The following is a 21,808-nucleotide window of genomic DNA, read 5'->3' as shown; positions in this document are numbered from 1 at the left end:
TAACATAACAGGTCTTGAACTTCTCATAAGGCTACGGTTAAATCGATTCAAGAAAAAATGAATAAATTTTTAAGTACTTAAACACACAGGAGAAAGTAATGACTGAAACAGTTTATCCAACTTCGCTAGTTTCAAAAGCGGCACCAGAATTCAAAGGAAATGCAGTAGTAAATGGAGAAATCAAAGAGATCTCTCTTTCTGACTTCAAAGGAAAGTGGAAAGTTCTTTTCTTCTACCCACTAGATTTCACATTTGTTTGCCCAACAGAAATCACTGCATTCTCAGATAAGATTCAACTTTTTAAAGACCTTAACTGTGAAGTTATCGCTTGTTCAGTTGATTCAGCTTTCTCTCACCTAGCTTGGACGAAGCAATCAAGAAATGAAGGTGGACTTGGTGACATTAATTTCCCAATTCTAGAAGACCTTACAAAAGAAGTTTCTAGATCATATGGAGCGCTAATGCCATCTGGTGATGTTGCATTTAGAGCAACTTATATCATCGATGATAACAATATTGTTCAACACGTTTCAATCAACAATCTATCAGTTGGTAGAAATGTAGAAGAAGTTGCAAGACTTGTAGATGGTTACCAATTTACAGCTAAGCACGGAGAAGTTTGTCCGGCAGGTTGGACAAAAGGTGCTGACACAATGAAGCCAGATCCACAAGGGTCACAAGAATACTTTAATAAGCTATAGTCTTATTCAATAATAGAACCCGACTCCAACACCGAGTCGGGTTATCTTTAATTCTCTCAAATCATCTTGTAATTCATGTCTTTTTACGAAAATGTGGTACCACATATTCTCACTATACTTTTGTGAATAATCGATTAAATAACGTTGTCCTTTTAAGCCTGTCTTTGAACTAAATGATTGAGATGCACTCATTTTAAATACAAATGGTGTGAAAAACTTTTGTGCAAAGGCCAAGCCCAATGTCCCATAAGTAATTTTCTGAGTAACTGATTTTAACTCCTTTCCACTTCCTAGAAAATCAGGTGTGTTATAGAGATAGAAGACTTCATGATCAAGGCCTCCAAAGAATCCCGTTACATTTCGATAAGTATAAGATTTATGTGCATGGAAGCTAAAACCAGTTTCAGGATCTAGTTTCGTATTATTTGAGAAGGTACTTCCTCCTTCTTCCTTAATATCGGATGGCACAATATAAGATAGACTTCCCGTTGCAAGTAGAGATAGCTTTTCAATTGAACTAGGGAAAAATGCAAAACCGGCCGTAATTGTCATTGGTGAATTCTGCTCAGTAGAAGTCATAATATTAGAAACTTTTTCTTTTTGAATACCCAGTGAAGCGGCCGTTTGTATAAAATAGTTGAACTCATCACCATTAGACTTTAGAAAGTAATCTAAGTTTTTTCCGTGGACCTGATTTATATTTAGGCCAATAAAGAATATTACAAGTGATCTAAAATACTTCACAAAAGCATAGTAACAAAAGACTTAAAAGTTTTAAGCTAGGAAAAAACAGCTGATAAATTAATGCGATTTAATAGAATTTAGGATATTCTTTTAAGTGTTTATTTACAGGAGAAATAATGGAATTTATCGATCAAATCATGCTCTATATAAATACTAATGTAAGCTTAGCTCCATATATTATCTTTGGGCTACTACTACTTGCTGGTTTTAATATCCCAATATCTGAAGATGTCATGTTATTTACTTCGGCGATTTTAGCTGCAAAAAATCCAGAGTATCTCTACCCTCTTTTCTTTGCTGTTTTTCTAGGAGCATATTTTTCTGATTTAATTTGTTATGGATTCATTGGACGCTATCTCGGTCCAAAAATCTTTGGAATAAAGTTCTTTGCTTCGATGGTGACGCAAGAAAGGCTTGATACAGTAAATGCCTTCTTTAAGAAGTATGGTGTCTTCACATTAATCTTTGGTCGATTTGTACCATTTGGTTTTAGGAATGCTCTATTCCTATCTGCAGGGCTTGGTAAAATGAATGCATGGAAATTTGCCCTTTCGGACTTAATAGCCGCAACGATTTCTTGTGTCGTCTACTTCACGGTTTATTACAAATTTGGAGAAGCGGCCATTGAATATATCAAAAAATCTAATTACGTGATTGGCTCGGTTGCCCTTGCCGTCATTCTCGGTTTCGCCATTAAAAAATGGAAAAAGAAACGTGTAACTAATTAAAATCACAAATTATAGAAAAAATTACAAGGCCTGAGGATATTTATTGTCAGCTCAGGCTTGTTACTCCATAATCCCGCTTGTTCACAAAAAATGTGAAAAAAGTTGAACGGTATTTATTTTTTTGGAGTACAAGCGAAATGTTAAATTCTATCCCACAAGAGAAAGTAGTAAATTTCAATGCGTTTAAAGCTGAAAAAGCAATGAGATGTGAAAATACTGTTCAAAGAGATTATTTTTCGAAACTTGATTTTTCTGCACTTATTAATGAAACACATAGTCTCGTGAGTGAAATTAATCAAGAAAATGCAATCAATGACGAACTTCTAGTAAAAGTAGATCAGCTTACGGCAGAATTTAAAAGCCGAATTCTTGATAACGAAACACCTATTGATAAATATTTATTAGCAACAATTAAAGACTTAAAGTTTTCAATCAAGGCAAAACTATAAGCTTTGTTTGAAACCTATATCCTTCTCGTTTTATTAAGGCCCAGTAATCTGGGCCTTATTATTCTAAATTATAATGATTCTAGTGATTGGTAATCGTGTAAGACTTTTGCTCGAAGAAGTGGAATCTTTAGTGATGAATCGTAGCCGAGTAAAGCGGCAGTCTTTCTAAGTTGAACAATATTACCCTTCTTCTTTGATGAGTTCTCAAATTGCGTTAAGAGATAAATCATATTTTTTGAAAAAGTTTGAACGTAGGCTTTAATCAAGGCCATATTTCCAGAACTCACTTCACTGAACTTCGCACCAATTGAGGGTAGAAGAATTTTTTCAACTTCTGACAGTCCTTCAAAAGAGCGAACAACATCAACTTCACATCGCAATACTTCAATATCAAAAGCACTGTGATCAATACTTAATAGTTTCTGTGTGCTAAGTTTTGAAAATTCAGGATATTGAATAAGAGATATCATTGTATGGAAGCGCGACTTTTCAGGGACGCGCCCCATATCAGAAATTAACATTCCACCTTCAGAAATATTAGAACACTTTGCCTTTAGTACATAATCGTCACAAAGATAGAGCATCTCTTGATTAACAGGCGCTCTTAAATATTGACGATTTGAACGTGACACTGGTTTCTAACTCCTAAAGTAGCTTCGAAGCTGTTTCAGAAAGCGCAGAACGCTCACCAACAGTCAGCTGCGTATGAGAAATAATATCTTCCGTCTTTAGCCTTTCAACAACATAGCTAAGCCCGTTGTTTACCTCATCAAGGTATGGACTATCAATTTGGTACGGGTCACCTGTTAGGATGATCTTCGTTCCTTCACCGGCACGAGTAACAATTGTCTTAACTTCGTGTGGTGAAAGGTTCTGGGCCTCATCAACAATTAAGTATTGTCCAGGAATTGAACGACCTCGAATATATGTCAGTGGTTCAATGTGAAGAAGTCCGTGATCCATTAGATCAACATATGACGAACTTGTTCCAGCTCTTCTTTGATCAAAGAGGAAGTCCATATTATCAAAAATCGGTTGCATCCAAGGACCTAGCTTATCATTTACGTCACCTGGTAAATAACCAAGGTCTCTTCCCATTGGTTGAATTGGACGAGAAACAAGTAGTCTTGAATACTTTTCTTGATTAATCGTCATTTCAAGACCTGCTGCAATGGCAAGAAGAGTCTTACCTGTACCGGCCTTCCCAACAAGTGAGACTAATTTAATATCATCATTTAGTAGAGCATCAAGAGCAAATTGTTGCTCCATATTCTTTGGATAAATACCCCAGATCCCTTCTCTCATTGGGATTAGAGGAACAATTCCTAGCTTGCTTTTAGAAAAACGTCCTAGAAGTCTTCTACGATCATTTCCTTCTTCATGAACAATTAAATACTCATTTGGAAAAATTTCTAATTCTTCCCAGTTTTCTAATTGTAGGAAGCGATTCTTTTCATATTCTTCTAACTTATCTTTAGGTAGAGGTAGATAACGATAACCGCTATAGATCTCCTCTATCTTCATATCTTTCATCCCGTAATCTTCAGCTGTGATTCCCAGGATATCTGATTTAATTCTTAAGTTGATATCTTTTGTAATTAACGTAACATCATCACCTTGCTCTTTTAGAAAGATTGCAGAGGCCAAAATTAAGTTGTCATTAATTGATAAATCAATCGTTTCCTCTTGATTATCAACAGCTCGATCAACTGAAATGATTAGTGTTCCGCCATTATCTAATTCAACACCATCAACAAGAGAACCTTTTTGACGAAGTTCATCGATGATACGAGAAAAGTAACGTGCGTTACGGCCATTCTCATTTTGGTCTTTCTTAAAACGATCAACTTCTTCAACTACAACAAGTGGAATAAAGACGTCGTTTGGACCAAATTTATTAATAGCATTAGGATCAAATAGTAATACGTTAGTATCAAGAACAAAGGTTTTTCTAGTCAAAATGCCCTCCATGACATTAAGAATTGATGGGAGGAATCCTCTCTTACCTAAATTTTAAGTTATCGCCGAAAGGGATGTCAAAGAAAAAGGGGAATTGGGAATGCGCAGCAAAGTGCGAAGAGTATTGTAATTAAAAGATATCCATTGAAACATCAAAAAGAGATAGGAAAACAAATAGCCTATCACCTTCTGTTTGCTTGTAATCTGCACCGATCTCAACACTATTGTAACCAAGTGTAAGTGTGACAGGCCACATTCTAAGCTCAGCACCATAATTTAGATAACCTTCACCGATTCCTGCAAAAAAACCAAAGAATGGAATATTCACCTGAGCACCTAGATGCATCATGCGGCCAAAGTCGAGTCCCTGATTTAATGGTTTGATATCTAAGGCAAGAGCATAATCAAAGACCTTAAAGTCTTGCTTAAAGGCAAAACCAGAATTAATGGCCATGTTAATCTTTGGAACGCTATTGTCTCCGTATTCTTTTTCAAAGTGAGTATCTGCAATATCGAGAATTGCTAGTGATGCTACAAACTCAGTATTTCCCCAACCATTGGCATACTCAATTCCGATATCATGACCTGTACCTGCTCCTTTTGAGTATCCGAAAGTATTTTTAATATCTTCGATAGAAGCGAAACCAGCTTCAACTTTACTGATTATATTTGTAGAGAATAGATCAAATTTATCTTTTGTACCTTCACGACTTAAATATTTAAAAGAATAACCAATTGAGAGTCTCTCACCTGTCATAATTTTCTGGTTTTGTTTATTTCGACTTCCACCAATTAAATTAAAAGCAAATCCTGTGATAAAGCCACGGTCATAGCTGTAATCAACATCAAATGCAGGGTTTACCCGATTCTTTAAAACAATATTGGCACGGTTTTGTGTGAAGTAAGAAAACGAAAAGTGATGTGCTTTGATCGTTGAAAAATTAGATAACTCTAAATAAAGAGGAAATCCTAAGAGTCGATCAGCAATGGCATCCGCATCATTTGGTAAATTAGAAAAACGATCGAGATCATCAAGGGCATTAGGTCCAGCAACAGTTAAGTTTACAGGAGACAAATCAATATCGTAATTACCACCAAGACTTGCTGGATTATAAAAAATTGTAAAAGTATCTTGGTTTGCTAATCCCATCCAAGCATTTCCCATTAGTCTTGCTTTTGGAGATTGACCTAATTGGAATTTCTCAAAGGCCTGCGTTGATATCGTCGATAACCCTAAGCAAATAATAAATATGAGCCTTGTGAAGTTTTTCAATGATTACCTTGAGTGTAGCGTTTCAAAAAATGAGGCCATATAAAAGCCAACTTGCTCTTCACTTCCTGTGAATTCAGTTACGCATTCATCTGTATTTTTAACTGTTATTAAATTATTAGATAGGCCAAATGTTGCAACAGGACCAGCTGTAAAAGCATCTTGAACTGTCGAGACATCACTTAAGAGAGTAACGAGGTCGGCATCACTAACATTACCGATGGTAAGATTAGAGAGAACATCAATAAGGTTATTAAAATCTGTCATAAGGCCACATGCGCGATCTAGCTTAATACTTCCGTCGCCATTTTTAAGCTCAGCACTCCCCTCGTCTGCAGTGTCATCACAGACTCCCATGCTTCCAGAAATTGAAGCTACATATGCATCTAGGTCTGCATCACCCATATCAGCATATTGATAAAGACAGACATTCGTTCCAACAGTACCTGCACCCTTTGCACCAGTTGCATCTGAATTACCATAGAAGGCCATATTCATACCGTTTTTAACAAAGAGTAAATACATCAAAAGGGAATTGATATCGGCGGCTCCATAAGAACCAAATGTTTGAATCCTTAGAGTTGCTGAAGGATTTTTTGTAACGGGCCCAACACCACCTGAATAAACAAGAGTGTCCACGGCCTTAGTGATATAGTAATAGTCGAGGCTATCGATATTAGTCATCTCTTGAGCAATAGTAAAACTCGATAAACCACTTAAAATTTCGGCTCCGGCTACAATTTTTATAATTTCATTTGCAAAGAAACCTGTGACAGTAAATCCTGCTTTACACGCATAAGAAGAGGCCAGGAGTTTATAATAAGTAGCATCCCCACTCTGCTCTTTCATTGAAAGCATTGCGCTTAAGGCCTTATCACAATTTCCTGAAGTAAGATGATCTTCAACATAGAGATAGTCTCTTTGAAGCTCGAGTTCATCATCGACTCCACAAGAAGAGACTGAAAGAAGAAATAAGAGATAAGTAGCTAGAACGATTAGTTTATTCACAGCTTAATTATCTCTTAAGAATAGCTTTAATTGGTAGTGGGAACGAGATACCGAAGTATCAGCACTATTCCCGAGTTAAAAACTCAGACAATGCAATAATTGCGTCCCTAAAGTCATCTTTTGGTAGTACAAGTGACATTCTGGCACAATTTGGTAGACCGAAATCACCACTTGGCACCATCGCCACACCTTTTTCCTCAAGTAATTGTTCACAAATCTGAACAGAATAATCAGTTTGATCGTCTTCACTCTTTTTAAATTTTTCAATAATTGGTGCGCTTGAAAAATCCATTAGAAAATAAAAAGCTGATGTCACCTGATACCAACATTTTTCAAGTTGATTCTCTCTAAGAACTTCTCTAAGAATTAATGAATTTTCTCGAAGATGCTTCTTTACAGGCGAGAGGTATTCATCAATTTGATTTAAATTATAACGCAGTAATGCTCTTTGAATTAATGAACAAGAACCAGACGCAGTATGCCCCTGAATCTTTTTAATAGCACTAATAATATCTTCATGAGCAATACAATAACCAAGTCTTAAGCCAGTTGAAGCTAAGCTTTTAGATATCCCGTCCACGATTATTGTACGAGATAAGAGCTCACGATCGTATTGATAAAAATAAGTAGGTCTTGGATCGTAGTAATTTAATTCGTAGTAAATCTCATCTGAAATTACATAAGTATTTTCAAATGGCTTAATAATTTCAGCGAAGCTTTTCATCCATTTTTCATTATAAAAAACGCCAGATGGATTATTTGGACTATTTAAAATGATGGCCTTTGTTTTATCACTTAATAGTTCTTTTAGCTTTTCAAGGTCTGGCTCAAAAGCATTATAAATAGAAGCCTCTACAACTTTGATGACTCCCCCATTCAACTTAATCATTTGAGGATAAGAGATCCAATAAGGAGCGAAAACAATAACTTCATCTCCAGGATTTACAAGGGCAGCAAAGATATTTGCCAGAACATGCTTTCCACCATTTCCAACAGTAGCAGCAAAGCGATGATCGTAGTCTTCAAAACTAATTGATCTCGATGTTTCCACATAATCAATTAACTTCTCAAGTAACTCACCATCACCTGCAACAGGGCTATATTGAAAACTTTTTAAAAAGTCCAACTCTCCACGAATCGCTTCTACTAGCTCTTTAGGTGGACGATATGGAAGTTGCCCCGCTGTTAAGTTATAAACTTTTTGCCCTTCCTTTGCTAAAGCAACGGCCTTTGCATTAAGTTTTAAAGTAATACTTTCGTTGATATCTTCAGAACGTTTTGAGACATTTGTCATTAAACTTTTCCTTTTTTATTAATCCAATTAAAAATAGTATCAGGTACAAATTCTTTAATGAGTTTACCATGTTTATGGATCTCTTTTACTAAAGAACTTGATACGTAATAATTATCCCTTTCCGTGATAAAGAAAACTGTTTCGATTTCAGGATAGAGTCTCTTATTCATTGATGCCATTTGAAATTCAGCTTCAAAGTCACCTGTTGGTCTTAGGCCACGAATTATTGAGCTGATTTCATTTTCTTTAGCATAGTCAACAATAAGGCCTTCCCATTTATCAGCTTTTACTCTTGGCTCATCTTTAAAAGTCTCCTCTAACATCGCAACTCTTTCGTCTGCAGTGAAGAAAGGCTTCTTGTTTCGATTGTGGGCAACAAGAATAATGACTTCGTCAAAAACACTTAATGACCTCATTAAGATATCTTTGTGTCCATTTGTAAAAGGATCAAACGTACCTGGATAAATTGCTCTTTTCATTGAGTTCCTATTTCTTTTAATTTATATGACTTAATTTTATATGGTAGCTAGCTACATTGCAATTCTTGCAATATAACTCGTTCCTTGCTTGTAAACTTTAGAGAAAGTAAAGGAATGCTTCTTGAGATCATCCTCCACTACTCCTTTTTGACGATCTGACTCCAACCATACTTCACCTTGAAAATCAGATTCTCTTAAAATCTTTAAAATCTCGAAGTAGATGGCCTTCATTTCATAAGGTGGATCGATGAAGAGATGTACTTCATCATATAAGTCAGTCTTAATTGATGTGACGATATTCTTAATATATACCTGAGCTTTTTGCTTAATAACTTCAATATTTGAAGTATCAACTTTCTTATTCATTGAAGCTTTGTTCTTCTTAATAACTGAAATTGCTTTTGGATTATCTTCTACTAAGATCACTCTTTGCGCTCCACGAGAGCAAGCTTCAAAGCCCATAGCTCCACTACCAGCAAAAAGATCAATAAATAGGCAATTTGTTAAATCTTGGTGTGCATCAAAAAACTTACGTCTTAGCATAACTGTTGTTGCACGTGTAATTGAAACAGGGGGAACAAAAAGGGCATGCCCTTTCGCATGCCCACCCAATATATTTATGGCCATTGAAAACCTTTTTTAAGTCTTAAGCGACATCCTTCTTATCAGTTGGAAGTGGAATATTAAAGTTTACTCCACCTTCAATAAAGGCCTTACAGCCTTCCTCTGTAATTGAGATATCAACTCCATTCATCGTTAATTTAAAGCAACCATCTTGTACACTAAGTGTCGCTTGAGAGCCAGCAATTGTTAGATTAACGTTGAAATTCATATTACCCGCTGCACTGAAAGCCACTTCACCTGTTCCAGCTGCTGGAGTTGCAACTGTTGTCGGCTGTACTTCAACCACTTCTTCAGGCTTTTTCATAGCAACAACATTTTCTTCATGAGCTTCTGGTTCAACCTCTTCTTCCATCTCAAGAGCAGGTCCTGCTGAAGCATCAATATCTTCAAGATCTTTCATAATGGCATCCATCTCTGCTTCATCAAAGCCTTCTCCAAATGCCTCAGCAATTGAAGGAGTTGGATTGGCCTCGTCTTCAGATGAAGCTTCCATAAGATCTGTTTCTGAAATAATTTCTGTTTTTTCTTCTGGAGCTGGAGTTGCTTCAGCACTAATTTCTTCAAACTCCTCTGCGGCAGGAAAATCTTCAACATGAAGTTCTTCTTCTACAGGAGCTTGTGTTGCAGCTTCTAGTTCATCGAGAGGGTTAATTTCTTCAGCAACAGGTTCAGCTTCAGCAGCTGGTTCTTCTGGTGCGGCTTCAACTTCAGGAGTCTCCACTTCTTCGGCCTTAACCTCTTCAACAACTGGCACTTCTTCTTTAACTTGCTCTTCCTCTGCTAATGGCCCACTTGTTGTAAGCTCAGCATCAAGACTAGCAAACTCTGCCATGATGTCGTCTAACTCGTTTTCTGAAAAACCTTTTTCTGCACTTTTTGCAGCTGCATTTTGTGAACTATTTCCACTCATATGAACTCCATTTACTGAATCATTGTCACTGACTCTCTTCGTCATAGATGACAGAAACTTTAAGAAATATCGCATACATAGTTTCAGGTATTTACAAAGCTTTTCTTAACGGAAAATTGTTTTTTTACATGACAAGATGAGTGGCCATCGTTATATTTTACTACCGATTTTAAGGACGCAACACATGACTTTCCCTTAACAGTTTAGAAAGTTAACTTTCCGATGGATAAGTTAAGGAGTTAGTCTGGCTTAAAATTTGGTTTTACTGGGAATTAAAAAAAATTTGGAATCAACAACACTGTGAAGAACGAATCATTTTCGGCTAAGAATTGGCTGATAAATAATATTGCTGAGACCCAAGGTCCAAGCGTAGCTCAAAAGGAAAGTTTTCCTTCAGAGCAGCCTAGTGGTGCGGCCAGCACTGCTCAGTCTTCACTTCCAAGCATCAATGCCGGTGAATTTCTTGTTTCAGAGCATATCCTACCAAAATGGAGAGGCGAAAGCTTACTCACTAAGGGAAGTGTAAAATTTAAAAAGATTGTTTTTGAATTATTTGATGAAGCAAAAGCACAGGTTAAATCATTTCGTTCTCGTAATAGAAGTCTTAGACAGTCTCTTTACCAAGAATTCGTAGACTACACTAAGTATAATAAAGTTCATCCAGAGGGTATTTCAGACTTCAACCAGTTCTGGGAGAACCTCGACAATAAGAATGCTCCTAGTTATGAGCTAACTCAAGAGTTTCTTAAGGTCTACTGCCTACGCTCTATTAGCGTTTATATTTTAAAAGTACGCTTTATCAGCCAACTGAGTGCATTCTATTCTAAAACATTAACTAAGAAAGAAATCTTAAATCCAAACTCAACTTTAAGTAAGATCTTTAAGGTATCAAGCTCTAGAGAATTATCAAGTCGTGCCCTTGGGACAAATGAATATAGCTGGTTTAGGCCAAATGAAAACTTTGGTGACAGCATTGTTGAGCTCAATTCAATCTTTAAAGACTTAAACCCAATAGAGTTTTTTAAGGTTTTAAATCACGAAATACCAAATGAATTAGAAGTTGTTCTATTTAACAACGAAACAGATAAGTATTCACATGCTTTCAGTAACAGAAACTTTGGTTTAATGATTAATAATCTTCTTGTTAATTTTCCAAAGTGGATTGAGAACCACAATGGTTACTTTAGCTTCAATGATGCTCCACACTGCCTAAGTTCTCTCTTTACTGGAGACTTTCTAAACTCACTGACAATTTCTCACTGGATTGCTCAGGAGAATAACTCAAATGAAATGTGGCAAGAAGTAATTTGCCCAGAATTCCGTGGTGATAACTACGTTACTGGTCAATACTTAAAGATCTTCCAAGAAATTCAGTATATGACTTTCCTTGTTTACTTAGCACCGAAACAGCAAAAGGATCCTATTTCTCTTATTGTTTCTTTATTTAAACAGAAGTCTAATAAGTCGAGAGTCTCTGCTAGCGGACAATTCTCTCTGCTCGATTCAACAGAAGTTGAACAAAGTATCTACGACAGAATTCTTGTAAACCTTGTTAATATTCCAAAGAAGAACCCACACCACTTTCTAATTACAAATATTATGCAAAATGGTGAGCATCTATCTAATAGTGGATATATGTATGTTTTCTCAAATCAGAAGCTATTTGTTCCTTCTCATGCAAATAAGAACGAGGCCCTGTTAAAGCAATACAAATTACGTATGCGTATCAATTTTGAAGGGTTAAAAGGTAAAGGAGAAATTCCTCGCTACCTATATATCTTCTCTAAGAGAATTGTTGAAAACAAACTTGATATCTTTGGAAACCCAGATGTTAACTCAGCACTTTTAAAAGAGTCTTGCCTGACAGTTAACATGAACGGTGACCTGACTCACTTCTCGAAATTCGACTTCTTCGTTGAAGAATTAGATAAATTATTTGCAAATAAGAAATCAATTGATGCTCCACTATTTTCTAATGAAACAAAATGTGGATTATCATTTGAATTCCATCAAGATGCGATTCTTAACGGAAAGCTATTAAGTAATAATAGTGAGAGTGACAAGATTACTCACCCACAATATTTTAAGAATTTAACTAAGAGTTGTATTCCATTTGATCAATTCTTCAGTGTTGAATCTCTATCAAATTACCGATCAAACTCAAGAGATGAAGAAGGTTATGACCTACTTGGTTTCAATATGAATCCTCAAGAGCGCTACCCTTACCTACTAATTGTAGACTTCACTAATGAGAATGACATAAAACTTGAGCTAACTTCAATTGACTCATTAAAAGCAAAAGTTGAAGAATACGGTTATGCTTACTTCCAGTATTTCGGTCTTCTACCAAAGATCTCAAACTTAAATATTAACTTATTTAGGGAGTTCTTTAAGACTACAATTGGTAAGCAAATTACTCAGCTGACTTTTAATGGTGGACTAAAGAAAACAAAAGCGAAACTCAATGCAATGCTGATTCCAAAATTCCTAGAACGCACTGAGTTTCTACCGGACTACCATATTGAATCACTTCAAGATATTACTCTTTCAAGAGATTCAATTATAAGCTTAAGCTTCGCTACATATAAACAGCTCTTTAGTAACAAGATTGATACGATCAATCTTCTATCGAAAAAATGGCCATGGCATACAAGCTGTATCCTTTCTCACTTAAAGATTATCATTGGAAATTATAGTGATCAGATCTCAAGTGGAAAGATTCAAGCAAATTATGACTTCACGAACCCATCGCTGATTCAAAGAATTGTTGAATTACCAAAGTTTCAAATTTACCCAAATAATCAAGATGTATACCTTGAAACACTTATGAGTGACAGAAGCCAGGTACACTTACCTCTGACAAGTGCAATTCTGGAAAAAAGTGAACATACTACTTTCTTAAAGCTAGTTTCAAATGACGTTGAAATCATCAAGTTGCATGGTGATCAACAACTTCTCAAGTTCATTCAATTCATTCTTTCAAGTGCCAAAGGTACTGCAATCTCAACAATACTTCAGTCTCTTGAAGTACCAAGTGCACAAGAATTAAATGCTGTCTTAAGTGCTCAGGACCAAGTGGCCAAGGAAGTGAACGAGACATATCAACTCATTAGCACGACTCTAAATAATATAATTATTGGTCAAATAAATAACTAGTGATATCATAGACTTATGCAACTTAGGGTCGATGAAACTCATTGGAATATCTATCGATATTTTAAAAATAAAGCTAACTCTCTTGAAGGAGAGCCCTCAAAGCTATTAAAGAAGTATCGAACTGATCAACAACGCTATGCTCGCCGTGAGTTTGAGTCATCTACAATCAATCAACTCTACCAATCAATTGATACTTCAGACATTATTTATCTGGGAGACTTTCACACCTTTGATCAGAGTACACGTAACCTTGAGAGAATCATTCGTATCCTAGCAAAGAATGATTACCAATTTGCTATTGGTGTGGAGTTTATCCATATCAATCATCAATTCTTTATCGATTCGTTTCTAAGGGGTGCTATTACGGAATTAGAGTTTCTCGAGTCTATTAACTATAAGAACTCTTGGCGCTTTCCATGGACCTATTACAAGATCTTTTTTGAAATTGCTAAGAAACATAATATTCCAATTATCGCCCTTAATACAAAAGGAAATCTCAACCAAAGAGACAACCAAGCGGCCAAGACTATTACCCGATACCACAAAGAAAATCCTGATCATAAGCTTCTCATCTTATTTGGAGAGCTACATATCGTACCAAATAAACTTCCTCAAAAAGTTTTTGATCTCAATAAAAAGAACGTCGTTCAAACTATTATTCATCAAAATACTGACGAGGTTTACTGGCAACTTGTTAAGAAAGGAAAGCTTAGATCAGATCAAATTGTAAAATATAACTTAAGAGAGTTTGTTCTCGTTAACTCTCCTCCATGGCTAAAGTATGAGTCGCAAATCTATTGGTATGAGCACTTAGCTGATGATCCCAATTTTGATATTCACGAATATATCATCGAAACAGGAACACTTAAGTTTTCAGATAATATCGTTGATAACTTCGCCTACTTTTGTCATGAAATCAACAATACTCTCGATCTCGATATTGCAATCGGAGAGCTTGAAGATTTTCGTATCTTTGATCAACAAAACCTTAAAAGAGTTAAAACAACAATTTCAAAGGTAAAATCAAAGAAGGCCCAGTCTTTTTACAAAAAGCTTATTGAACACGGTAAAACGTTCAAACTTCCAGGAAAAAAGGCCTATTATTGCTCTAGCTATTCTGTTAATCGTATCTCTTACTTAGCTGGTATTCATATTTATCAGGCAAAGCTTAAAGTACCTGATAAGGAAATCTTAGAGTTCTTTAATAAACGCGATCGTACCGGACTATTTGTTTATTTAATCCATAATTACATCAGTGCCTACTTCTGCTCTAAGCTTTTTAATCCATATAGAAAATGTAATATGTATAAAGACTTTCAGTACATGTCTCGCGCCAATCGAAATATCAAAAAGAGTGATCAGCAAGTATTTAAAGCCTGTAAAAAGCTTTGCAATAAGAAAGTAATTATTAATGATGAGCTTAAAGGGCTAGATATTTATCAACTTCATAAAACAGCAAGAAAAGTCTCTCATATGCTTGCAGATATTATCTTTGACTATTTCTTTGCTACAAAGAGACCAGAGTACAAAGAGGTATTTCACTTGGTAGTCACTGATGACTACTCAAATGAAAATTACCTCAGTATCTTAAATGAAATTGGAAAATTAGTTTCGATTAAAAGTCTTAAAAAACGCGAGTTCTAAAACTACATCAGGCGTTGCATGATTTCGCGCTTTGTACCTTTTTCAATGCGAGTAACCTTTTTATTAGACTCTTCACTCTTAGGCTCTTCTTTCTTTTCTTGAAGCGCAACTTGATTGATATCTTTCGTCTTAAAAATAAGCTTATACTTTCGTCCAACTGGCTGAAGATCATCATTGTAAAGGTTTGCTAGTTCAAGACGCCCAGAGATGTCTTTTAAAAGTTCTCTTACAATTTGCACAGAAGTTTCAAGCTCTACCCCACTCTTATTATCACCATAAGATGAAATACTTAAGTAGTAGATAGCTCCTAGAGTTTTCCCTTGAACTTCAACTTTTTGAAGAGTTTTTTCTTCACTCTCCTCAGCAGCTTTTAAAGTATTTTTGGCAGCATCTGTAAGGATACTGTATTGGATTTGTTCAATTGTTTCACGCTCACCAAGAATTTCTCTCTCTTGAGTATCGATTGAAAACTCAATTCCTTGGTCTTTGAATTGATCTTGGACTTTACAAGCGATAAAGCGATTAACAGATGAGATTTCACAACTTTTAACCATTGGAACATTTGACTCATCAAGATTCTTCTCACTTTCTTGAGCGTTACTATCTTCACTCATTGACCAAATTTCATCGGCCACTTCTTTTGCATCTGTATCGTCATTAGAAAGAAGCATTCCAAAAGTCTTATTTTCATTAGCTGAAATTGTAGACTTTCTCTTCTCTTTTCTAAAGCTCTGCTTTTGTGCAGAATAAAGCTTTGAGCAATGTTTCATTTCATTAAGCTCTAACGCATTCATTATTACACTTTCGATTTCATCAAAATTCTCATCTTGATTAAGCATTAGTAAACTTAAAGCTTCATCTTCTAATTCCTTACGGCGTCTTAGAACAATTTTTCTAAATACTGCTTCCCAAACAAAAGTAAAGAGGAAAACGGCCGCTATAAGAGCAAGTGATAATTTAATATTTGATAAAGAAGAAGAAATTGTTTCAACATGATTTTCAATCAAAATTGATCCTGCATCAGCAGCATCTTCAAATTGAGAGTATTTTTCATCAATATTCTTTGAGAAGTTCTGATCTGTTACAGAAAACCCTTTCCCTGTACTTCTTAGACTCTCATGGAACCAGTGAACATTTGAACTTACTGTATTGAACTTCTTTATAATAGCTGAAGAGAACTTACCGTACTCATTCATTAAATCTGTAACTTGGGCAAAGCACTCCCCTGTTTGAGAAGTAAAATTGCTGTCCATGTAAGTTGAATTCATGTCACCTGCAACCGCTGCTGTATACGTTTGCTGAACACGAGTACTACATATTTGAATTCCATTTTGGATTGTTGATACCAACTTATATTTGTTTGAAACACCGCTTAGCATATAAGCAATGGTCAATATTGATATCGAAGATACGGTCAAGATTGCGACTCTTGCCTTTGAAAATTTGTATTTAACAGGTTTACTCATCCATAAGTCCTTAAAATTACGTAAATCATTTACAGCAGTGGCTTTACCACACTTTAATTCTACCTATTCATTAGTCCAGATGAAAGAGTAGACAATTTTTACCAGTTTTAAGGGAAATTTTTGTCCCCAACGGACTAAAATGCTAGAATATTATGAGAAATCATTAAGATTTCACTGGAGAAATATGATCAACCTTTATGTTGCTACTCTATTTTCGCTCTTGCTGCATGCTATTTTGCTAGGCTATGTCATCAATGATGATAGCGATCAGAAGTTAGTGCAAGAAAGGCCCTTAAAAGTTAAGTTCAAACAGGTTGATGTAAGAAAGCTTGGTGTGAAAAAGGCCCAAGATAATAATAACCTCTTCGGTCAACTCGCCTACAGTAAGAACGATTTCAAAAAAGTTGATCAGCAAGTAAAAAGCTCTCGTGCAGCAATTTCTAAGAAGAAAGAAAAAGAAGTTCTTGAATTGCAAAAAAGAGGCTCAATTCAAAGAAATCAATATATTCAAAAGAAGATCTCACAAGAGAGCTTTAAAAGTGCAAATTGGTCTAAGCAGCTTGATACTATTCAAGATGCCTCAGTAACTTTTCTCCCTCCAAAGGGCATAAGCCCTGATGAACTCAATGAGTTTGAGAAAGTTTTTTACGCATTCTATAAACGTGTAGCAACTCAATACATTAACTCTGTACAAATCTCAGTTCGAGATCGAATCAACGAGAGGCCTTATGTTGAAAACTCTCTTCGTAATGCGAGTGCTCAAAAACTTAAGGCCGTCGTTCGCTACGATGAGTTGGGAAATGCAGAGATTGTAAAGATCCTAGAGTCTTCAGAAGACGATGATATTCATAAAATCTTTGAAAATGCTTTAGGTAAAATGAATAAGATTCCTAATATTGTAAAAGACCTAAAAGATGAAGATGGAAAGTATTATGCGATCTTCTCTTTATCAGTAAATACACGCCGCTAGGATTAAAGAAGCTACAACAAAAAGCTGTATCTTTCGAGGTATTCCAAAAATTAAAAATACAAAAAAATCCTTCACAGAAAGAGAGTAAGTTCTTTTTGGTAATGTCATCTGTGAATCATCACTTGTGATAGTCGGAATAATTTCTTCAAGCTCTGCTTCTAAGTCCTGAGATATTTCCTCATCCGCCGCAAAACCTGCAAAATCCTTTAATATTAATTCTTTTTGTAAATCAAATTGAGCTATTTTTAAACGGCAGTCTTCACAATTAGATAAATGCTCTTCATTGTGAACAAAGTCTGAACTTTCAAAATAAGTCATCTTTTTAGCAAAGAAACACTGTGATCGAGCTTTATTTAAATTAGTTAAGTGGGCGTCCATTATCTCTCTCTTGTGCCGTAGCAAAGTTCATTTGTATATGATCAATATAGGCCAGGACTTCTTGATGTGAAATATTTAAAACCATTGCGATATTATCGACACTCTCCCCTCGAATTTCGAAAAGATAAATACAGGCTTTTTTCTTTACATGATTAAGGAGTTTCCCTTTTGTCTTTGTCTGCTGTGACCTTTTAGTTGCAAGTGAAATTAAACGTAAGAGAAATTGCCTCTCAAAATAATCATTATCAATCTTATACAGGAAGCTTTCATCTTCTTCACTGGCCCCTGTTGCAACATCAATAATTAATTGCATGGCCTGAAGCTGATCTTCAATTAGGTAGTTTGCTACCTGATAATATTGATCCACTAATTTACGTATAATTTCTTTTCTAACTAACACAATTTAATTTTAGCAATCTTTAGGAAAAATGCCATAGCAATTTTCGCTACTTATATGAAGATTAAAGTATATTCAATGAATTACCGATAAAATAGTGAGGAAATGTAAGAACGAGGATAACATGAAAAAGTTTACTTTTATCACTGCAATCGCGTTACTAACCTTAGTTAGTTGCGTCCAGCCTACAAATAAAAGAGCTGATTACAACTCAAGCACAGGTAATGGCTGGGGTGGATCTGGAGGCTCAGACAATGGTTGGAATAACGGTGGCACAGACTGGGGAGACGACTCAGGTTCGGGTGATAATGGAAATAATGAAGATACAACTCCAGGTGATGGTTATGGAGATGGTAATGAAGGTGGAGTGGCCGATGGTGGTCAGACACAAGATTTCTATACAATCGAAGGAATTACTCTTCACGGTAACTCTCGTGTAAATGGATCAAATGCTTGGTGGTCTTCAACAAGCCTTGGTGATGGACAACTTATTCTCTATACTGATTCTCGTTTAAATATTCGTGTTCGTCCAAGACAAGCTCCTGCCCAAGGAACAATGGACTCTTATGGGGTAAAATGTCATTACAACCCTCAACCATATGAAAAACTTAAAATTAAATTATGTATTAGAAGTGAAAGCGGTACGTGTAGTTACCGAACTGTTACTTTCGGCGATATTGCCACTGATAAAGTTTCAAAAGTTAAAGAATTTTCAGGAAGCTATATTCCAAATACAGCAGGACCTGTTGTTATTGACGTTCTTGACGTTCAATGGGATTGGTCATGCCAATACTATCTAAATCAAGGCTATAGCAGTGATGATCCAGCGATTGCTGGATATTGCCAGATGTCTTCTGTTTGGCAAAATGATTGTGTTTCTTTTGATCTTCAGTTCTCAACTGATTACACAAAAGACTTTCCACCATCTGCACCTAGAATGTAATTCTAAATTTCTTAAAATAAATCAAGTGCGAGGTTTCTTTTCATAGCAGAAGAAACCTCCACCATTAGACCTGGACATGTCACATTAACTTCAGATAAACGATTTCCTAAAATATCAAAGGCGACTAAGTCTACTCCGTCATTCATAAGCTTCTTACAAACTTCTTCACACTCGTTTTTAACTTTTGGATCTAAGTCCACAGCAGAATACTTAGCACCTTGTGCAATATTGGCCAGGTACTCACCTTCTTGTGGAACCTTCAAGATTGTTCCAATCTCTTTTGCACGATAGAATATTGAGCGAATTTCGCCAGCGTAAACTGACTCATCAAATTGTTGCACAACAACTGGGCCTTTAAACTCATCGCATTTGGCCTTAAATTTAGCCTCTAGCTCGTTTACACTGATTTTTTCAACACCTATTCCCTGATAAAGATCAAGAGGCTTTAAAATCAATTCTCGTACGCCTTGAGCGCTAATTTTTTCAACGAAGCTCTTCACTCCATTTAATGACGTTCCAACATAGCTCTCAAGACTATTTTCTAATAAGTAAGCTTCTAGCTTTTCATTATGTTTCATAATTCCAATTGGATTATTTTTAACCTGAACAGCTGTCTTACTTTCTAAAAAGTCGAGCATCCATAAATATCGCTGATAGCGTGAATCATATGGTGGATCAATTCGCATATGAAGTATTACTTCATGAGATAGAGTTACCTTCTCTTTCTCATTTACTTGGAAGTTTTCAATGTAGAAGTTTTCATTGATGTCACCAGTGATTTTATAACAATCAAAGCTAACCTGACCTACATTTTTAATGTAGAAGTCATCTTCAAATAAAACAAAGACTTCGTTTCCTTTTTCTTGTGCCGTTAAGGCCATAAGAATAGTGGAATCTTTTTTTGTGACTAATTTCTCAATTGGATCGATAAAGAATATATGCTTCATAATTAGAAGATAGCATTTATTTCATTATTTGGAATTATTTTTAAATAGATACTCTTCAAAACTTAACTCAGTATCGATATCTTCAAACTTTTGATACTTTGCTTCAATATCGGCCAATAGCTTTCTAAGATCACCTTGAAATTTTTGAGCGTAGTCTTCAATATAGGACTGGCTCTTTTCATAAGTCATAAATGCTGCAAGAGATGCACTATTCCACTTCATTTTCTTTGGCCAGCACTTCTTGGCGTTAAGCTCTAGGCATAGCTCTTCTAGCTCACGAGGCATCGTCTCATTTAGGTATTGGTCTTTCTTGGCCTGCCAATCTTCACTGCTACGAAGAATTTCTTTAAGTTTCTTAGCGTGTTCAGTAATTGAAGCCTTAAGTTTTGAATTCAGTTTGAGATTCTTTAAGTATTCATCTAGCTTTGGGTCATCTTTGTAATACTCAATAAGCATCTGTTTACCAAAGTAATTAGCGAGATTCTCATTGAGGTCCACTTCATTCTTAACAAAGAAGATTGTATGAAATAGTTCATGAAAAATAGTTTCAGTTAAACTATATCTTCCATACTCAAAGAATGAAGATAGTATTGGATCATCAAAGTTTCCTAAGGTTGAGTATGCCAGCACATCTCTCACATAGGTTTCGTAACCCGATTCTTCCAACTCACGTGCAAATTCTCTAGCAGAGCTTTCTTTGAAAAACCCCAGATAAGGAAAACATCCATAAAAAGCAAAACATTCTTTGCGAGGCTTAACTTCATTTGGTCTTGAAGCTATAACTAAATAAGTTACGGCACGAGTTTTAAGTAGAGTTGTTTGTGAATAGATCTCTGTTGGCTTTTTATCCCAGTAATTATAAAAATACTTTTTGTAAGTTTCGATTTTCTTGATTTTTTCTTTATACTCAGGCTTTACTTTGGGATCCAAAAGAACGTCTTTATTATCTCGTGCGCTCCATAAGATATCAACTTGTCCTATCCCCTGCTCTGTTAAATAGCTTATTTTTGCACATGATATAAAAGAGGTCGTAATCGTAAGAAGCAGTCCAAGTCTTAAAAAATCCATGAGATCCCAGCGTTATATGAGAGTTGATCTCGTGCTTCTTCAAATTCAAAGGCACGAAATACAGTTTTAACAGACCCTTTTAATGAAATGAATCGTGTTAATCTAAATTTTAACGCAAAGGCAGCAAACATGGCACTATATTTTGTCTTATCTTCCTGAGATTCAATTAGGTAATCAGTGGATGTATCAAGATCTGTAACAAGCGTTCTTGATTTTAAAGTATATTCCTGATGACTCCAGCCAAGAGATAAAAGAGGTTGTATAAAAGACTTTCGACTTGAAAAAGCCTGCCTTATCCCTATTCCATAACTACGAGTTTCAATATTAGTTGTCTCATTTTGAATTACAAGGCCTGAACTAACACCACTATTGTCATACTTTCCATAGATTTCATTCTCAGAATGGGCGATATTAAATTCTATTCCTGTATAAGTTAGAAAATAAAAAGTTAAAGAGCCTGCATAAGTTCTTGTTCGATCAAATGACTCTCTATTTGAGCCCAAAATATTCTTATTATAATTGAAATCGAGATCAAGCTCAGTCATTCCAAAGGAAAGTGAAGTTATAAAGCTTAAAATAAAATACTTAATTAACGTCTTTTTAATCATAAAATATCCTCATAGATATCTTACAACTTTAAAGCTCACTAATAGTCATTTAGGCAAAGAACTCC

Annotated in this window: 22 protein-coding genes; 7 read left to right on the top strand and 15 right to left on the bottom strand. The window is 35.6% G+C overall.

Annotated elements, in window-relative coordinates; translation table 11 throughout:
- The first annotated feature begins 98 nt into the window (after window positions 1-98).
- Window positions 99-701, top strand: coding sequence for a peroxiredoxin (locus ACMAZI_RS04605; protein ID WP_114705375.1), 603 nt, complete (start codon window positions 99-101; stop codon window positions 699-701).
- Window positions 702-707: 6 nt separating this feature from the next.
- Here the strand turns inward: ACMAZI_RS04605 and ACMAZI_RS04600 are convergent, their stop codons facing one another.
- Window positions 708-1,445: a hypothetical protein gene (locus ACMAZI_RS04600; protein WP_114705376.1), complete on the bottom strand. Its 738-nt coding sequence runs from the start codon at window positions 1,443-1,445 to the stop codon at window positions 708-710.
- A gap of 116 nt (window positions 1,446-1,561) precedes the next feature.
- Between ACMAZI_RS04600 and ACMAZI_RS04595 the strand changes: the two genes are divergently transcribed.
- Both ACMAZI_RS04595 and ACMAZI_RS04590 read left to right on the top strand, forming a co-directional pair.
- Window positions 1,562-2,173 carry a DedA family protein gene (locus ACMAZI_RS04595; protein ID WP_233500226.1) on the top strand — a complete coding sequence of 204 codons (612 nt, stop codon included), beginning with the start codon at window positions 1,562-1,564 and terminating at the stop codon, window positions 2,171-2,173.
- A gap of 137 nt (window positions 2,174-2,310) precedes the next feature.
- Window positions 2,311-2,622, top strand: coding sequence for a hypothetical protein (locus tag ACMAZI_RS04590; RefSeq protein ID WP_114705377.1), 312 nt, complete (start codon window positions 2,311-2,313; stop codon window positions 2,620-2,622).
- Between the two features lie 68 nt (window positions 2,623-2,690).
- On the opposite strand, the gene ACMAZI_RS04585 is transcribed toward ACMAZI_RS04590, so the two are convergent.
- The 8 genes from ACMAZI_RS04585 to ACMAZI_RS04550 form a co-directional block, all read right to left on the bottom strand.
- Window positions 2,691-3,254 carry a PilZ domain-containing protein gene (locus ACMAZI_RS04585; protein WP_114705378.1) on the bottom strand — a complete coding sequence of 188 codons (564 nt, stop codon included), beginning with the start codon at window positions 3,252-3,254 and terminating at the stop codon, window positions 2,691-2,693.
- A gap of 13 nt (window positions 3,255-3,267) precedes the next feature.
- Entirely contained in the window at window positions 3,268-4,593 is a 1,326-nt protein-coding gene (locus ACMAZI_RS04580; protein ID WP_412473686.1) for a PhoH family protein, read from the bottom strand.
- Between the two features lie 118 nt (window positions 4,594-4,711).
- Window positions 4,712-5,854 carry a hypothetical protein gene (locus tag ACMAZI_RS04575; protein ID WP_412473687.1) on the bottom strand — a complete coding sequence of 381 codons (1,143 nt, stop codon included), beginning with the start codon at window positions 5,852-5,854 and terminating at the stop codon, window positions 4,712-4,714.
- A gap of 3 nt (window positions 5,855-5,857) precedes the next feature.
- Window positions 5,858-6,859, bottom strand: a complete 1,002-nt coding sequence (locus tag ACMAZI_RS04570) for a hypothetical protein (RefSeq protein WP_412473688.1) — start codon at window positions 6,857-6,859, stop codon at window positions 5,858-5,860.
- Between the two features lie 64 nt (window positions 6,860-6,923).
- Window positions 6,924-8,153 (bottom strand): pyridoxal phosphate-dependent aminotransferase, encoded by a 1,230-nt coding sequence (locus ACMAZI_RS04565; RefSeq protein WP_114705382.1) that lies wholly within the window; start codon window positions 8,151-8,153, stop codon window positions 6,924-6,926.
- Window positions 8,153-8,632 carry a pantetheine-phosphate adenylyltransferase gene (coaD, locus tag ACMAZI_RS04560; RefSeq protein ID WP_114705383.1) on the bottom strand — a complete coding sequence of 160 codons (480 nt, stop codon included), beginning with the start codon at window positions 8,630-8,632 and terminating at the stop codon, window positions 8,153-8,155. The genes ACMAZI_RS04565 and coaD overlap by 1 nt, the downstream gene beginning before the upstream one ends.
- 51 nt (window positions 8,633-8,683) lie before the next feature.
- Entirely contained in the window at window positions 8,684-9,259 is a 576-nt protein-coding gene (locus tag ACMAZI_RS04555; RefSeq protein WP_114705384.1) for an RsmD family RNA methyltransferase, read from the bottom strand.
- Between the two features lie 19 nt (window positions 9,260-9,278).
- On the bottom strand, window positions 9,279-10,211 hold the full coding sequence (locus ACMAZI_RS04550) for a hypothetical protein (protein WP_133296855.1): 933 nt from the start codon (window positions 10,209-10,211) through the stop codon (window positions 9,279-9,281).
- Between the two features lie 255 nt (window positions 10,212-10,466).
- Between ACMAZI_RS04550 and ACMAZI_RS04545 the strand changes: the two genes are divergently transcribed.
- Window positions 10,467-13,322, top strand: coding sequence for a hypothetical protein (locus ACMAZI_RS04545; RefSeq protein ID WP_412473689.1), 2,856 nt, complete (start codon window positions 10,467-10,469; stop codon window positions 13,320-13,322).
- 15 nt (window positions 13,323-13,337) lie between these two features.
- Complete coding sequence (locus ACMAZI_RS04540) at window positions 13,338-14,966, top strand: ChaN family lipoprotein (RefSeq protein ID WP_334678119.1); 1,629 nt, start codon at window positions 13,338-13,340, stop codon at window positions 14,964-14,966.
- A 2-nt stretch (window positions 14,967-14,968) separates the two neighbouring features.
- On the opposite strand, the gene ACMAZI_RS04535 is transcribed toward ACMAZI_RS04540, so the two are convergent.
- Window positions 14,969-16,432, bottom strand: a complete 1,464-nt coding sequence (locus ACMAZI_RS04535) for a hypothetical protein (protein WP_412473690.1) — start codon at window positions 16,430-16,432, stop codon at window positions 14,969-14,971.
- Window positions 16,433-16,616: 184 nt separating this feature from the next.
- Here ACMAZI_RS04535 and ACMAZI_RS04530 point away from each other — a divergent pair, with 184 nt between their 5' ends.
- Window positions 16,617-17,402, top strand: coding sequence for a hypothetical protein (locus tag ACMAZI_RS04530; RefSeq protein ID WP_412473691.1), 786 nt, complete (start codon window positions 16,617-16,619; stop codon window positions 17,400-17,402).
- Here ACMAZI_RS04530 and ACMAZI_RS04525 read toward each other — a convergent pair.
- Window positions 17,382-17,780, bottom strand: a complete 399-nt coding sequence (locus ACMAZI_RS04525) for a hypothetical protein (protein ID WP_412473692.1) — start codon at window positions 17,778-17,780, stop codon at window positions 17,382-17,384. The two genes, ACMAZI_RS04530 and ACMAZI_RS04525, sit on opposite strands and share 21 nt — an antisense overlap.
- Window positions 17,761-18,180, bottom strand: coding sequence for a hypothetical protein (locus tag ACMAZI_RS04520; protein WP_133296857.1), 420 nt, complete (start codon window positions 18,178-18,180; stop codon window positions 17,761-17,763). Before ACMAZI_RS04520 ends, ACMAZI_RS04525 begins: the two co-directional genes overlap by 20 nt.
- A 121-nt stretch (window positions 18,181-18,301) precedes the next feature.
- On the opposite strand from ACMAZI_RS04520, the gene ACMAZI_RS04515 reads away from it, so the two are divergent.
- Window positions 18,302-19,120, top strand: coding sequence for a hypothetical protein (locus ACMAZI_RS04515; RefSeq protein ID WP_114705392.1), 819 nt, complete (start codon window positions 18,302-18,304; stop codon window positions 19,118-19,120).
- 11 nt (window positions 19,121-19,131) lie between these two features.
- Here the strand turns inward: ACMAZI_RS04515 and ACMAZI_RS04510 are convergent, their stop codons facing one another.
- The 3 genes from ACMAZI_RS04510 to ACMAZI_RS04500 are packed head-to-tail and all read right to left on the bottom strand — an operon-like array spanning window position 19,132 to window position 21,743.
- Window positions 19,132-20,067: a hypothetical protein gene (locus ACMAZI_RS04510; protein WP_334678116.1), complete on the bottom strand. Its 936-nt coding sequence runs from the start codon at window positions 20,065-20,067 to the stop codon at window positions 19,132-19,134.
- Window positions 20,068-20,091: 24 nt separating this feature from the next.
- Window positions 20,092-21,135, bottom strand: a complete 1,044-nt coding sequence (locus ACMAZI_RS04505) for an aminopeptidase (RefSeq protein WP_412473693.1) — start codon at window positions 21,133-21,135, stop codon at window positions 20,092-20,094.
- Window positions 21,123-21,743 (bottom strand): hypothetical protein, encoded by a 621-nt coding sequence (locus ACMAZI_RS04500; RefSeq protein ID WP_114705395.1) that lies wholly within the window; start codon window positions 21,741-21,743, stop codon window positions 21,123-21,125. Before ACMAZI_RS04500 ends, ACMAZI_RS04505 begins: the two co-directional genes overlap by 13 nt.
- Window positions 21,744-21,808: the final 65 nt, after the last annotated feature.

Origin of the sequence: Halobacteriovorax sp. YZS-3-1 (assembly GCF_047084945.1) — a bacterium.
GTDB lineage: Bacteria > Bdellovibrionota > Bacteriovoracia > Bacteriovoracales > Bacteriovoracaceae > Halobacteriovorax_A > Halobacteriovorax_A vibrionivorans.
Note: the sequence above shows the minus strand (reverse complement) of the source record. Positions and strands in the feature narration are given on the sequence as shown.